This is a genomic window from Marinimicrobium sp. (genome assembly GCF_002695945.1).
GTDB classification, from domain to species: domain Bacteria; phylum Pseudomonadota; class Gammaproteobacteria; order Pseudomonadales; family Cellvibrionaceae; genus Marinimicrobium; species Marinimicrobium koreense.
The window spans coordinates 26036-38886 of the sequence record NZ_NZQP01000060.1; the positions used below are offsets into that span (position 1 = coordinate 26036).

The window sequence follows — 12851 nt, forward strand, 5'->3', positions numbered from 1 at the left end:
TAAAAAGTGCGAGCAAGGAGAACCTCAGATAGCGTCCTGAAAGGCGATCAGGGCGGCCGTGACCGCTACGTTGAGTGACTCGACGCCGTTGTTCATTGGGATGGAAAGCTGGTGATTGCAGTGCTTGGCCGTCTCCGTCGAAACCCCCTCCGTTTCATTTCCCAACACATACACACTACCGCCGGATGGGTTGAAATCACCCAGCGTCTGACGAGCGTGTGAGGATAATGCGCAGATGGTGGCGCCGGCTTCTCTGAGTTTGGCCAACGCCTCGGGCAGAGTAGGGCAGTGAATGATCGGAGCCCGGAACACCGTGCCCGCGCTTGCCTTGATCACCAGAGCATCGATTTGTGCGCCGCCTTTCTGTGGTAACAGAATGCCGTCCACATTGCCCGCGCACGCCGAACGGATGATCATCCCCAGGTTTTGCGGATTGGTGATTCGGTCCAGGGCCAACAATCGAAAATCTGCGCGGGGTGGTTGACTCAAGAACTGTTCGAGCGACTGGTAAGCTTTGCATTGTAGATCCGCCGCCACTCCCTGATCCTGCTTGCTGTTTTTGGAGATGCGAGATAGCGCCTTGCGGTCATGGTGCTGAATGTCCGCACCCTGGGACTTGGCGATGCCCAGGATTTCATCGAGAATCCCGGCGGGTTTGTTGCTCTCCGCCAGGTGCAGGCGAAACAGCTTGACCGCCGGATCGCGCAGCGCCTCGAGCACCGGCTTGCGTCCGTACACCGTCAGCAGTGAATCGAAAAACTGTTTCTTGGCTCGATAGCTGGCCGAGTCCTGCTGGGGTCTGTCTGGCTTGGGCATAGTGACCATCGTTGGGAAGTGTGGCCGGGAATTATAACGTGTCGACCGCGCTATTGTCTGCGCGGTCTGAGGTGCATGGAGAAGTCAGGCGGTGACGAGCCGGGTGTGCGGCTCGCCATGGGGGCGCTGGGGGGCGGTGTGTCCGAGGCTCAATCAGGTACGCAGGTAGCAGTCCTCGTCATTGTCGATCAATGCCTGGAGCACGTGTCGGCGGGTGATGATGCCTACCAGTTTGCCGTCACTGACCACCGGGTAGTTCTTGGGTTTTTCGCGCATCATGGTCTGGGCGAGCTCGACGATGCTGGTGTTGGGGGTCACGGTAAGCACTGTTTCACTCATCAGTTTTCTGACGCTGGCGGGCTCTTCGCAAAAGAACGCATCGTTGAGCATCTCCTTGATGCAATCCTGTTCCGAGACAAAACCCACGACCGCTTCACGCTCATCAATCACGGGGACGCCGGTCAATCCGCTTTTCAGTAGCCGCTCGACCACCTCTGCCGTGTTGGCGGTTACGGAAATGGCATGGGCGGCCGGCTGCATATAGTCTTTTACCAAAATCGAATGCATGGCTGACTCCTTTGTTTACGGCGGGTAAAACCGTCTGACTTACACCTTAAGGATAGCCGATAAACGGGCACTTGCCCGATGGATCCTCGCCTTCTGCCTTACTGATGGTGGCAGAGTCGAAGGTAAGCGTGCACGGCGGTGGCCATACCCATGGTCAGTGCGTCGACGGTCAGGGCGTGTCCGATAGACACTTCATCAATACCCGGGATGTGCAGAAACTGCTCCAGGTTGTCCAGGTTAAGGTCGTGCCCGGCATTGACCCCCAGCCCGATATCACGGGCGTGCTCCGTGGCATAGCGGTACTGGTCCAGCAGCTTGTGCATTTCCGAGTTGTGCGCCTTGTGGGCGGCCGCGTAGGGACCCGTGTATAGCTCAATCCGGTCGGCGCCGACCGCCCGTGCCAGATCAATCTGTGCCGGGTCCGGGTCCATGAACAGGCTGACCCGACAACCGAGCTCGCGCAGCTCTTCGATGATGGGGCGCAGCGCATCGCCACTGCGGGTCAGGTCAAAGCCATGATCCGAGGTCAATTGCTCATTGCTGTCCGGGACCAGAGTGCACTGGTGCGGCAGGGTCTGGCGGACCAACGTCATAAAGCCGGGATAGTCGCCCAGGGCGCCAGCGTTCGGGTTGCCTTCGATATTGAACTCGATGCCCGGGTGCTGTTGCACCAGATCGCTCAGCGCGAACACATCGCCGGGGCGGATATGGCGCTGATCCGGGCGGGGGTGAACCGTCAGCCCGTGGGCACCGGCGTCCAGGCAGATCTGCCCGAAGGTGGTCACATCCGGGTAGTTGCCTTCCCGGGAGTTGCGGATCAGTGCAACCTTGTTCAGGTTGACGCTCAGTTTGGTGGCATTCATTGCGATGACTCCTTCCCGTCCGCCGTGGTATCGGCCGGAGCCGACAGCCGGCGGGCCTCCAGAATCCGGATGGGGACATTGGGTGCATCCGGGAACTGTTTGTAGTTACCTTTGGGGGCCTGGACGATGGTGATGATTGTATCGTAGCCGTCCACGACCTGCCCGAACACGGTGTAACCGGGACNTTCCTCGGTCGCGTCNAGNCCCGGGTTGTGGTTCAGATTGATGTAGAACTGAGACGNGGCACTGTCCGGATCACTGTGCCGGGCCATGGCCAGGGTCATGGGTTTGTTGCTCAACCCGTTATCCGANTCGTTGGCAATCGGATCGCGCGGCGGCTTGCGGGTGAANTCGTAGGTCAGTCCTCCGCCCTGGGCCACAAAGCCGGGAATGACCCGGTGGAAAATCGTNCCNTCGTAGTAGCCGTCATCGACATACTGCAGAAAGTTNGACACGGTAATNGGTGCNTTGTCGGGNAACAGTTCCAGAACGATGGNGCCCTCATCCGTGGTCAGCTCGACCCGGGGNCNATCGTTNTCTGCCTGNACGGCNNCAGACAGAGTGAGCAAACCAAGCAGGGCCAGAAACTTCATTNTCGGAGTTNCTCCTTTANCGCCATTCNGATTGGCGACGACGNTTTCCGATCGCCTGCAGAATNAGGGACAGGATGACGCCGGCCACCAGAATACCACCACCAAACAGCCAGTCCTGGTANCGACGGTCCCGNTTCAAGCGTTCNTTNTCGGCCTGAACGACGTCGTAGCGGGTCTGCANTACCTGATAGTTTTCGCTCAACTCCTGNTGCTGCTCNTGNANGCCNACNGCGTCTGAAGACAGTGTGCGCAGCNGCTCATGCTCCTGCTGAAGTGCTTCGTATCGGGAGCGCACATCGGACAGCTCGGTCTGTAACTGTTCCACCTGNTGNTGNGCTTCGGTCANNTGATCGCGCAGCGCCTGGCTTTCTTGCGCGGCACGTTGNGCNCGCTGTTNNGCGCTGCTCAATTTAAGTTCGGCGGTGGGTTCCGCCAGCAGGAANTGGCTGCGGATCCAGCCTTCCTCGCCGTCTTCCAGACGGACCAGGCTCCAGTTTTCNCCGTCGCTGCTCTGCTCNTCGCGNACCAGCTCNAGGCGNGTGCCNCTGGGCAACCCGCTGTGCACGATCCGGTACTGGTTGCCCATACCGCTGCGCAGCGGCACGTACAACACGTCGGANATNTAGCGNTCCTGAGCCTGGGCCGAGACGCTCANTAAGGGCGAGGCCAGGGCGATGAGGCAGAGACTGATCAGAAGTTTGTTCACGCTGATACCCGTAGTCTTTTTAAGTTGNTTAAACGTCGGGATTGTACGCCAAAGACGGTACAAACCAAGTGGCACAGGCCACAAATTTCNACCTCAGTGACCGATGGCGCATCACNNTCANGGTCAGGGGAGTACCCGCTTGAACGGCTTGACGGTCACCCGGGCNTAAACCCCGGCGGAGACATAGGGNTCNGCATCCGCCCAGGTGCGCGCCTCCTCCAGCGAAGNAAACTCGGCGACCACCAGGCTGCCGGTAAAACCGGCCNGGCCGGGNTCTTCACTGTCNGTGGCCGGGTGNGGGCCGGCCAGTANCAGGCGNCCGGCGTCCTTGAGNGCGTTCANTCNGGCCANGTGATCGGTGCGAGCCCCTTTGCGCTTCTCCAGGCTGTTGGGAACGTCTTCGCTGATTATGGCATAAAACATGGTGGCTCCTTGNCAAACAGNTGANTTCCGGGGGTTAANCCGGTGGGATCAGTTGTCGCTTCCGTCATTGATGACTTCGTCCAGNNCCAGGTGGGTCAATTGCCGAATCCGACGGAACAGATAGAACAGGGCAAACATCATNACCAACATGGCGGGCACNGCAATNACCGGAAAACTGAGCGCGGTCATTTTGCCCAGNTCCTCGTTNAAGGCCACGGTGCCGGGATCGCTCACCAGAATGAGTTTGGCCAGCACGTANTTCAGGAATGANGAGAGAAAAAACGAGCCGGCAATAAGNTAGGAGGCNTTGCGCAGGGTCTGCTCGAAGGCGCTCTCATTGTNGTACTCGCGCAGGGCAGNGGCGACTTTGNTTACCTTGAGTACTTTGTCGTTNTANAGAAAGGTTTTGACCAGCGGGTANCGGGTTTTCAGNGAGAACAGCGTGGCCAGGCCNATCAGNCCNGGGATGGCGGCTTCCTTGATGGCGATGTATTTGGGATCGAGCTCCAGCAGACTGATNCCGCCGGTGAGCAGAATGCTGACAAANCCCAAGGCGGAGAATACGTTGAGNTTGCGNCTGACGATAAAATCCCGNGCACCGTAGATCAGCGGAAAGGCCAGGGCGACCACGATGCCCATTTTNATGCCCAGGTGNTCCTCGCCACTGAATTTGGTCAGGATGACGGTGGGAATCACAATGTTCAGCAGCAGNTTGGCCAGCAGGCTTTCCCGCTTGGGGTTNGGGCCGAGTTTGGCGGTTTTTTCGGTGACGCTGTCGCTGTCGGTCATTCGGGCCTCGATGTTGAAAGTCAGGNGTTGCAAGGTTCGTTGGCTCCCGGGCGCTCAGACGTGCCATAATGCCGCTTTTACGGCGGGAGCCCTGTTTTTGTACGATTTACACAGCCACAGTCACTGCTCAGACGGTATTTTAAGCCCTGAGGCGCTGATGTCGAGNGCCAGGGACCAGGGCGTGTCCGCGTTGGCGCTGACTGACCATGATACCGTGGAGGGNGTAAGCCGGGCCCGGGCTGCGGCTGCCGATATCGGTCTGACACTGATTCCCGGTATTGAGTTCTCCAGCCAGTGGGGTAAAGGCGGGGTCCATATTGTCGGGTTGGGCATCGATATCGAGTCGCCAGCGCTGCAGGCGGCCATTCGGGCTCAGCAGGGGGCTCGTGCGAGTCGGGCTGAGGCCATCGCCGAGCGGCTTGAGCAGCTCGGGATTCCCGGTGCCCTGGCCGGTGCGCGACGCGAATCCGGTGGTGGCCAGCTCGGACGCCCCCACTTTGCACAGTTTCTGGTGGCTCAGGGGAAAGTAAAGGACGTGGGCGCCGCCTTCAAGAAATATCTCGGCGCTGGTAAACCGGCCGATGTGAAATTCCAGTGGCCGGGCATGGAGCAGGTGATCGGCTGGATCCATCAGGCCGGCGGGCTCGCGGTGCTCGCGCACCCGAAGAAGTATCCGCTGACCCGAACCAAAATGTGCGCCCTGATCTCGGATTTTGCCGACCTCGGCGGCGACGCGCTGGAGGTGGTCAGCGGCCAGCAACCCTCCGGGGTCGCCGATGATCTCGCGCGCATTGCCGAGCGGGAAGGGCTCGCGGCCTCCTGTGGCAGTGACTTTCATCGCCCGGACGCTCCCTGGCAGGAGCTGGGGAATTTCGGCCCACTGCCCGAGCGCTGCCGACCGGTGTGGGAGCTTCCCGGATTCGCGCCGTGAGCGACCCGCACGAGGTCAGATACACCCATGACAACAAGAGCACGATTATGGCCCAGTATTTTCAGATTCATCCGGATAACCCCCAGGATCGCCTGATCCGCCAGGCGGTCGATATCATTCGCAGCGGGGGCATCATTGCTTACCCGACCGATTCGGCCTATGCCCTGGGGTGTCATATCGGTGACAAAAACGCGCTGGATCGCATCCGCCAGATGCGTCGCCTGGATAAGCACCACAACTTTACCCTGATGTGTCGGGATCTTTCCGAGCTGGCGACCTTCGCCAAGGTGGATAATCAGGCCTTCCGGCTGCTGAAAAACCACACCCCCGGCCCCTTTACCTTCATTTTGCCCGGCACCTCGGAAGTGCCTCGCCGACTGATGCACCCCAAAAGAAAAACCATCGGCCTGCGGGTGCCCGACAACCGGATTGCACTCGCGTTGATGGAGGCACTGGGTGAACCCCTGATGACCAGCAGTCTGCTGCTGCCCGGCGATGACCTGCCCATGAGCGATCCCGAAGATATTCGCGATCGGCTTGAACATCAGTTGGAGCTGGTCATCGACGGGGGCAATTGCGGCCTCGAGCCGACCACGGTCATTGACCTGACCGGGGCCGTGCCCGAGGTAACCCGCCAGGGTAAGGGCGATGCCTCCGCGTTCATTCCGGATTAGACCCTGTCAGCAGGACCCGCGCGATGCCCCGTGAGCGCCGAGTAGGCCCCGGCGGGTTAAATCGTTATAATGCCCGGCCAGTGGCGTCAAGCCGCATGCCCGTCAACCCGTTAGCCATCCCGAGTAGCCTCGGGGCGAGAGAGTGAATGAGTTCATCCGCAGACAATACGGCCGAAGCAGCCGAGCGCGACGACCCGGCAGAGCAACAGCCGGCGGCTGAGTTGACGCATCGCCCCAGCCAGGAGGAGATGCCCTTCGCGATCGTTCAGGGCAAGGCCTACACCGAGCTGCCCAAGGACCTGTACATTCCACCGGATGCCCTGGAAGTGTTCCTGGAAGCGTTCGAGGGGCCGCTGGATCTGTTGCTATACCTGATTCGGCGCCAGAACCTGGATATTCTGGACGTCGATGTGTCCGAAATCACCCGTCAGTACATGGCCTATGTGGAGCTGATGGACGCCGCGCACTTTGAGCTGGCGGCGGAGTATCTGGTGATGGCGGCCATGCTCGCGGAGATCAAGTCGCGGATGCTCCTGCCGCGCTCCAGCGAGGAAGAAGAGGAAGAAGAGGATCCCCGGGCGGCGCTGATCCGTCGTCTGCAGGAGTACGAGCGCTTCAAAGAAGCGGCTGAGGACCTGGATGAGCTGCCCCGGGTGGGGCGCGAGGTTTTCCAGGCCAGCGCGGAGGCGCCAGACCGGAACCTGACCCGCCCCGACCCGGATGTCGAGCTCAAGGAGATTCTCCTGGCGCTGTCCGAGGTGTTGCGGCGGGCCGATATGTTTGAAAGCCACCATGTGGAAAAGGAAAAGCTGTCCACTCGGGAACGAATGGCTCAGGTGCTGGACCGGTTGGCCCACAATCAGTTTATGCCCTTTGTTGCCCTGTTCCGCGTGGAGGAGGGCCGTCTTGGCGTCGTAGTGACGTTTCTGGCGGTCATGGAGCTGATCAAGGAATCCCTGGTGGAGATTGTCCAGAGCGAGCCGTTTGGCCCCATTCACGTAAAGGCCCGGGTGCAATAGCCATGCCCGGGTACTCCCGATCAATCAGTGTGAACCAAGCATGACCATGGAATCGACCCAGCTGCGCAATATTGTTGAAGGTGCTCTACTGGCCGCGGGACAACCGCTGAATCTCAATCGACTCAAAGCCCTGTTCGAAGAGGGTGAAGAGCCGGAAACCGATGCGTTGAAATCGGCTCTGGAAGCCATCGCAGCGGATTGCGAGGGCCGGGGNTTCGAGTTGAANGAGGTCGGCTCTGGCTGGCGCTTCCAGGTGCGGACCGANGTGGCGCCCTGGATCAACCGACTGTGGGAAGAAAAACCCCAGAAGTACTCCCGGGCNNTACTGGAGACCNTGGCGCTGGTGGCCTATCGCCAGCCCATCACCCGCGGCGATATTGAAGAGATCCGCGGNGTNGCGGTCAGCTCCCATATNATCAAGACACTGACCGAGCGGGAGTGGATCAAGGTCGTCGGTCACCGGGATGTGCCGGGCCGTCCGTCCCTGTANGCCACCACCCGGCAATTTCTGGACTATTTCAATCTGAAAAGTCTGGACGAGTTNCCGAGCCTGGGTGAAATCCGNGACCTCAACGACATCAATGCGGCGCTGGACCTGGACACGGAAGCGGAGGGGAACAGCGATGACGACACGAATGANGATTCCGCTACTCAAGCGAGTNCCGAGGAAAACGTNGACGATAACGCGGCTGAGAGCCATGACCAGAACGACGGNGCTGAACACACNGCCGAGGCTGAAGCGGGTAGCGATGATCTCGACGAGACTCAGGCGCAGGCCGAGCCGGTGAACGACGAGGCNGAACCGTCCACTTCGGATGAGGTAGAGCANACGGAAGNCGCAGNAGNCGAAGCGACAGAAGAGGATGTCGATGAGTCNGCACCGTCAGAAGCCNCTCAAGACCCNGACGGTGAGCAAGACCCGGAGGATGCGTCCNCCGAGACCGAATACTATGAAGGTTCGCTGTTTGAGCGCGACGAAACGAATGATACAGACGCCGAGCCGCGTCAGAACCCCGAGGCAGACCAATCGTCCCTATGAGTAAATCGAAACGACCNGGCCCCTTTGGGCCGTCGAGCAACACCAGCAAGCCAGNAGCCCCCGGCAAGAGCGGTCGTGGCGCTCCGCCAAAGGCCGCCAAAGGCAAGNCACCTGCGGCNCCCCGGGAAAANAAGCCCGTGGCTGAGGCNCCGNTGGATGAAAAGCTGCAGAAAGTGNTGGCCCGCTCNGGNCTGGGNTCCCGCCGGGAAATGGAGCGCGCNATNGAGGCNGGTCTGGTAAAAGTCAATGACCGCCCGGCGCATCTGGGGGATCGAGTNACGCCCGATGACGCCATCTTTTTCAAGGGTGAGCGGGTTCAGGTNCGNACCCAGGTATCCCGTCAGCGGGTGATTCTGTANAACAAGCCGGAAGGCGAAATCTGTTCCCGNCAGGACCCGGAAGGGCGGCGNACCGTGTTCGANAACCTCCCCGCGNTNCAGGGCGAGCGCTGGATTTCGGTNGGGCGCCTNGANTACAACACCAGCGGNCTGCTGCTGTTCACCAACGACGGNGANNTGGCCAACAAGTTGATGCACCCCTCCTCAGTNATNGACCGGGAGTACCTGGTGCGGATTCAGGGTGCNGTGGANGATGAAATGAAGCGCCAGTTGGTNGAAGGCGTACTGCTGGACGACGGCGTNGCACGTTTCACCGATATTGTTGAGGGTGCCGGGGAAGGGCGCAACCGCTGGTTCTATTGCGTNGTGATGGAAGGGCGNAACCGGGAGGTTCGCCGCCTGTGGGAGTCCCAGGGGGTAAAAGTCAGCCGTCTGAANCGNGTNCGCTACGGNAATATTTTCATNCCCTCCCACGTNCGGGTNGGNCAGTGGATTGAGCTGAANGACAAGGAAATTCGGGATCTTCTGCTGACCGCGGGGATTGANCGGCCCAAAGTGAGCCGTCTGACACCGGACGAACGAAAGCGCATGGAGCGACAGGAAAAGCGTCTGCGAGCCGGNGTNGGCAAGCGTTCTCCCGCCGTAAANCAGAANAANCCCAGAGCGCCCAAGGACAGTTGAGCNCAGCGGNCTAGCTGAGCCCCGCCTGNANGCAGGGGGCTTCACCGGTGTGGCAGGTCAANTCCATGGCCACCCGGTTGCGCCCCTGNGCNTTCGCCCGGTAGAGCGCCTGGTCNGCCCGGTCGAACAGNCTGTGGATNGAGGTTTCACCCTCCGGTTTNCGNGTGCTGACNCCGATGCTGACNGTGACNGANAGNNGCTCCNTGTCGGAAACCCANGTNTGGACCGCNTNGCGCANNCGCTCTGCGAAGNTCNNGGCNCCGCNNGCATCGGTGCCACTGAGCAGCACNACAAACTCNTCGCCCCCGTAGCGNTACACCANGTCGGTNTCNCGACAGGCGTGGCTGATCGNTTTNCCCACCTCTCTCAGAACCTGATCGCCCCGNCTGTGGCCCCAGCGNTCNTTGATCTGTTTNAAGTGATCCACGTCGACCAGCAACAGGGAAAATTCGCTGCCGCANCGTTCNGCCAGNCGCANNTCNCGGTGNAGNGCGGNNTCNAGNGCGGCCCGGTTGCCCAGNCCNGTCAGGGCGTCCACNGAGGCCAGGCGCACNGCATTCTGNTAGTTGAGGGCATTGCTNAGNGGGACCACCAGNAGGCTCAGCCACTCCTCNAGTCGCGCCAGCTCCANNTCGGAAAACCGACGATCCCGATAGAACAGCAGTGAACCGAGGNGCTGGCCGGAGCCGTGCAGNGCGTAATCACACTGGTGTCGNCCGGTATTGCCNATATCCACAATGCCCCCCGGCACCGGCGCTTCATAGCGCAGCCCTTTCAGACTCAGCAGTGGAGCCACCCCGTCATAGAAACGGGTGACCATGGTGCCCGGTTCCTGGGTGGTCATCAGGCGCTGCAACAGACCTAGTCGCTGCTCGGCAGCGTCTTTCTGGGGCGCACGAGGTTGTTGGCGATGTAGCGGTTGGGCGTCGTCTGGCATGAACGGGTTCGCTCTGTCTGTTGGTCACGTTTGCCGGGTAAAGGAAATACTCCGTAACGTGGTTCTCGAGTAGTCTCTCAAGCGATTTTTATGCCAGATTCAGAAAATGAATGTTAACTTGTTGTTTTTGTTGTAAAAAGCGAGGGGTTCGTTGACGGTTTTTGGCGTGTAAACCATCAAAATGCGATGTGGTGGCGGAATTTTGACAAGGTTTGCCGCCGGGCGGTCAAACCTTGCCGGTGCCGCCCGTTCAGCGCGCACGCTGCCGTCAGCTTTCGTTCACGGCCGGCAGGCAGACACGGACGCAAAGCCCGCCTTCCGGCTGGTTCTGCGCATCAATGGTGCCCTGGTGCAGCGCGACACTGCGCTGGGCAATGGCCAGCCCGAGCCCGTAACCACCGCTTTCCCGGTTGCGGTCCTCGTCCGTACGGTAGAAGGGCTGGAAGATGTCAGAAAGGCTCTCCGCCGGCACCCCAGGCCCCTGATCGCAGACCTGCACGCAGTAGTACGGATCGTCGGGCTTATGGGGTTTGTCGGCGCTGAGTGACAGGCGGACAGTCGAGGCAGGATCGGTGTAATGTAGAGCGTTGCGCAGGATGTTCTCGAACACGCCGACCAGCATGTTGCCGTGGGTCGGGACCAGAGCTTCGTCCAGCTCCGAATCCAGCACCAGGGTCACACCCTTGCGTCTCGCCTCGGCGCCATAGTTTTCCATCAGGGTTTCCAGCAGGGCCCGCAAGTCCAGGGTGTCGTCCAGCTCCCAGCCGCCGTTGTCGTGTACGGGCAGCGCCAGAATGTCGGAGATGACATCGCCCAGATAGTCGGCGGCTTTCTTGATCCGATCCAGTTCCTTGTCTACCGAACCATTGCTGCGCTGCTGGGCGATGCCGAGTGCCACCTGGAGTCGGGCGAGGGGAGAGCGAAGCTCGTGGGACACATCTTTGATCAGGCGCTTCTGCTCCAGCATGGCCTTTTCGAGCCGTTCGGTCATGTGGTCGAAATCCCGGCCCAGGCTCGCAATTTCATCCCGCCGTCCGGCAAAGTGGGGGCTGACGCGTACACTCAGGTCGCCATTGGCGATCTGCTTGGTGGCTTTCTGCAGAGTGGCAACGCTGCGGGAAAAATGTCGGGCAAGGAAGTAGCAGGCCACCCCGCAGATCAGAATCGAGACCAGCAGTAGAGGCCAGATGTTGCTGATAAACAGCTGCCACATGATATCCGCTTCGGAGGGGTCGTCGTGGGTGGACGACACTGTAATCACCTTGATCTTTCGGCCATCATTGAGCGAGAGGTAGCGGCCATAGATTTTCTGATGGCCTTCGATGTGCCGGCCGTAGGGCTTGATGCTGGTCAGCTCGGGAATGAGCGCTTGGACGCCCTGAGGCACCGGGCGATCCAACAGGTCCTCACCTTGTTCGTCGACAATATAGAAATACTGTGTGGACCAGCCGGGCATGGCCCTCATGTCCTGAATCAGTTCTTCGGTATTGCGGTTGATGGCCGAGCCGACCATCTGAAACAACAGGCGGCGGGCCGGGGCGTAGTCCTTGTCATAGCGGTGTTGGTGTAGCTTGGCGTCCGGCGCCAGATCAAACCAGTGCACCAGCACATTGGTGGCCACAATGATCGTGGCCGTGATCAGCCAGAAGGTGAAAAATACTTTCAGGTAAAGTCGTGTCATGCGGAGGCTAGGCCACCCTCGTGGGTATCGTTCAGGGTGAGCATATAACCGGCGCCGCGGACGTTGATGATCATTTCCCGTCGGGCTCCGGCACTGGTCAGCTTTTTGCGGATATTACTGACATGCACGTCGATACTGCGGTCGTAAGGGGTCAGTTTGCGGTTCAGCGCCTGCTCGGTGAGCTCATCCTTGCTGATCACTTGGCCGGCCTGACGAACCAGCAACTCCAGTACGCTGAACTCGGTGCCCGTCAGGGGGACATCGTGATNCTGCCAGTGGGCGCTNCGGCTNCCCAGGTGCAGGCGCAGTGCCTCCACCTGNAGGGTTTCGGCGCCGCCCGGTGACTGCACNGCNCTNCCGGCCCGGCGCAGCACGGCCCGCAGGCGGGCAACCAGCTCCCGGGGATCACAGGGCTTGGGCAGGTAGTCATCGGCCCCGATTTCCAGGCCTACGACCCGATCGATGGTGTCTCCCTTGGCGGTGAGCATGAGCACCGGGGTGGTGTACTTCTGACGCACCGNCTTGAGCACGTCAAATCCGCTGCGCTTGGGCAGCATCACATCCAGNATGATCGCCGCGTANTGGCCGCGGTTGACNTGCTCCAGCGCCTGNTCGCCGTCGTGGGCAACGTCCACTTCGAACCCCTCTGCNGTCAGATACTCGTTGAGTAGCTGGCANAGTTCCTGGTCATCGTCGATCAGTAGCAGTTTCACCATGGTAGTGTCGGTTCTTGCCTCGTTTGAATGCCGAGTGTGTAGTGTGCTACAGCCTCCGCCGTCTGTCATGGCGTGGGA

At 60.2% G+C, this 12851-nt stretch carries 15 protein-coding genes; 5 read left to right on the top strand and 10 right to left on the bottom strand.

What is annotated here, in order from left to right; genetic code table 11:
- Positions 1-24 precede the first annotated feature (24 nt).
- The 7 genes from CMG77_RS13725 to CMG77_RS13750 form a co-directional block, all read right to left on the bottom strand.
- On the bottom strand, positions 25-816 hold the full coding sequence (locus CMG77_RS13725; protein ID WP_123637523.1) for a TrmH family RNA methyltransferase: 792 nt from the start codon (positions 814-816) through the stop codon (positions 25-27).
- Between the two features lie 153 nt (positions 817-969).
- The gene (locus CMG77_RS13730; RefSeq protein WP_024460370.1) at positions 970-1383 is read right to left on the bottom strand and encodes a CBS domain-containing protein; all 414 of its coding nucleotides are present in this window, start codon (positions 1381-1383) and stop codon (positions 970-972) included.
- Between the two features lie 98 nt (positions 1384-1481).
- On the bottom strand, positions 1482-2246 hold the full coding sequence (locus CMG77_RS13735; RefSeq protein WP_123637522.1) for a pyridoxine 5'-phosphate synthase: 765 nt from the start codon (positions 2244-2246) through the stop codon (positions 1482-1484).
- On the bottom strand, positions 2243-2839 hold the full coding sequence (locus CMG77_RS13740; RefSeq protein ID WP_286904830.1) for a peptidylprolyl isomerase: 597 nt from the start codon (positions 2837-2839) through the stop codon (positions 2243-2245). Before CMG77_RS13740 ends, CMG77_RS13735 begins: the two co-directional genes overlap by 4 nt.
- Before the next feature lie 16 nt (positions 2840-2855).
- A complete protein-coding gene (locus CMG77_RS15995; protein WP_353743496.1) occupies positions 2856-3620 on the bottom strand; it encodes a TIGR04211 family SH3 domain-containing protein in 765 nt (254 codons plus the stop codon).
- Positions 3621-3668: 48 nt separating this feature from the next.
- Positions 3669-3968, bottom strand: coding sequence for a YciI family protein (locus CMG77_RS13745; protein WP_286904831.1), 300 nt, complete (start codon positions 3966-3968; stop codon positions 3669-3671).
- Positions 3969-4016: 48 nt separating this feature from the next.
- Positions 4017-4757 carry a VC0807 family protein gene (locus CMG77_RS13750; protein WP_286904881.1) on the bottom strand — a complete coding sequence of 247 codons (741 nt, stop codon included), beginning with the start codon at positions 4755-4757 and terminating at the stop codon, positions 4017-4019.
- Positions 4758-4767: 10 nt separating this feature from the next.
- Here CMG77_RS13750 and CMG77_RS13755 point away from each other — a divergent pair, with 10 nt between their 5' ends.
- From CMG77_RS13755 to CMG77_RS13775, 5 genes are all read left to right on the top strand, one after another.
- Positions 4768-5688 (top strand): PHP domain-containing protein, encoded by a 921-nt coding sequence (locus CMG77_RS13755; RefSeq protein WP_502691923.1) that lies wholly within the window; start codon positions 4768-4770, stop codon positions 5686-5688.
- Between the two features lie 47 nt (positions 5689-5735).
- Positions 5736-6362 carry an L-threonylcarbamoyladenylate synthase gene (locus CMG77_RS13760; RefSeq protein ID WP_024460363.1) on the top strand — a complete coding sequence of 209 codons (627 nt, stop codon included), beginning with the start codon at positions 5736-5738 and terminating at the stop codon, positions 6360-6362.
- 146 nt (positions 6363-6508) lie between these two features.
- Positions 6509-7381: a segregation and condensation protein A gene (locus CMG77_RS13765; RefSeq protein WP_246004336.1), complete on the top strand. Its 873-nt coding sequence runs from the start codon at positions 6509-6511 to the stop codon at positions 7379-7381.
- Positions 7382-7427: 46 nt separating this feature from the next.
- Complete coding sequence (scpB, locus tag CMG77_RS13770; RefSeq protein ID WP_502691929.1) at positions 7428-8420, top strand: SMC-Scp complex subunit ScpB; 993 nt, start codon at positions 7428-7430, stop codon at positions 8418-8420.
- On the top strand, positions 8417-9439 hold the full coding sequence (locus tag CMG77_RS13775) for a pseudouridine synthase (RefSeq protein ID WP_502691924.1): 1023 nt from the start codon (positions 8417-8419) through the stop codon (positions 9437-9439). The genes scpB and CMG77_RS13775 overlap by 4 nt, the downstream gene beginning before the upstream one ends.
- 10 nt (positions 9440-9449) lie before the next feature.
- Here CMG77_RS13775 and CMG77_RS16000 read toward each other — a convergent pair whose 3' ends face one another.
- From CMG77_RS16000 to CMG77_RS13785, 3 genes are all read right to left on the bottom strand, one after another.
- Positions 9450-10376: a GGDEF domain-containing protein gene (locus CMG77_RS16000; protein WP_353743497.1), complete on the bottom strand. Its 927-nt coding sequence runs from the start codon at positions 10374-10376 to the stop codon at positions 9450-9452.
- A 268-nt stretch (positions 10377-10644) separates the two neighbouring features.
- Positions 10645-12057, bottom strand: coding sequence for an ATP-binding protein (locus CMG77_RS13780; protein ID WP_123637515.1), 1413 nt, complete (start codon positions 12055-12057; stop codon positions 10645-10647).
- Positions 12054-12842 carry a response regulator gene (locus CMG77_RS13785; RefSeq protein ID WP_502691930.1) on the bottom strand — a complete coding sequence of 263 codons (789 nt, stop codon included), beginning with the start codon at positions 12840-12842 and terminating at the stop codon, positions 12054-12056. The genes CMG77_RS13780 and CMG77_RS13785 overlap by 4 nt, the downstream gene beginning before the upstream one ends.
- Positions 12843-12851 lie beyond the last annotated feature (9 nt).

Coding starts and splice junctions, on each gene's coding strand:
- CMG77_RS13725 (WP_123637523.1), bottom strand. CDS start 816: ATGCCCAAGCCAGACAGACCCCAGCAGGACTCGGCCAGCTATCGAGCC.
- CMG77_RS13730 (WP_024460370.1), bottom strand. CDS start 1,383: ATGCATTCGATTTTGGTAAAAGACTATATGCAGCCGGCCGCCCATGCC.
- CMG77_RS13735 (WP_123637522.1), bottom strand. CDS start 2,246: ATGAATGCCACCAAACTGAGCGTCAACCTGAACAAGGTTGCACTGATC.
- CMG77_RS13760 (WP_024460363.1), top strand. CDS start 5,736: ATGGCCCAGTATTTTCAGATTCATCCGGATAACCCCCAGGATCGCCTG.
- CMG77_RS13765 (WP_246004336.1), top strand. CDS start 6,509: ATGAGTTCATCCGCAGACAATACGGCCGAAGCAGCCGAGCGCGACGAC.
- CMG77_RS13780 (WP_123637515.1), bottom strand. CDS start 12,057: ATGACACGACTTTACCTGAAAGTATTTTTCACCTTCTGGCTGATCACG.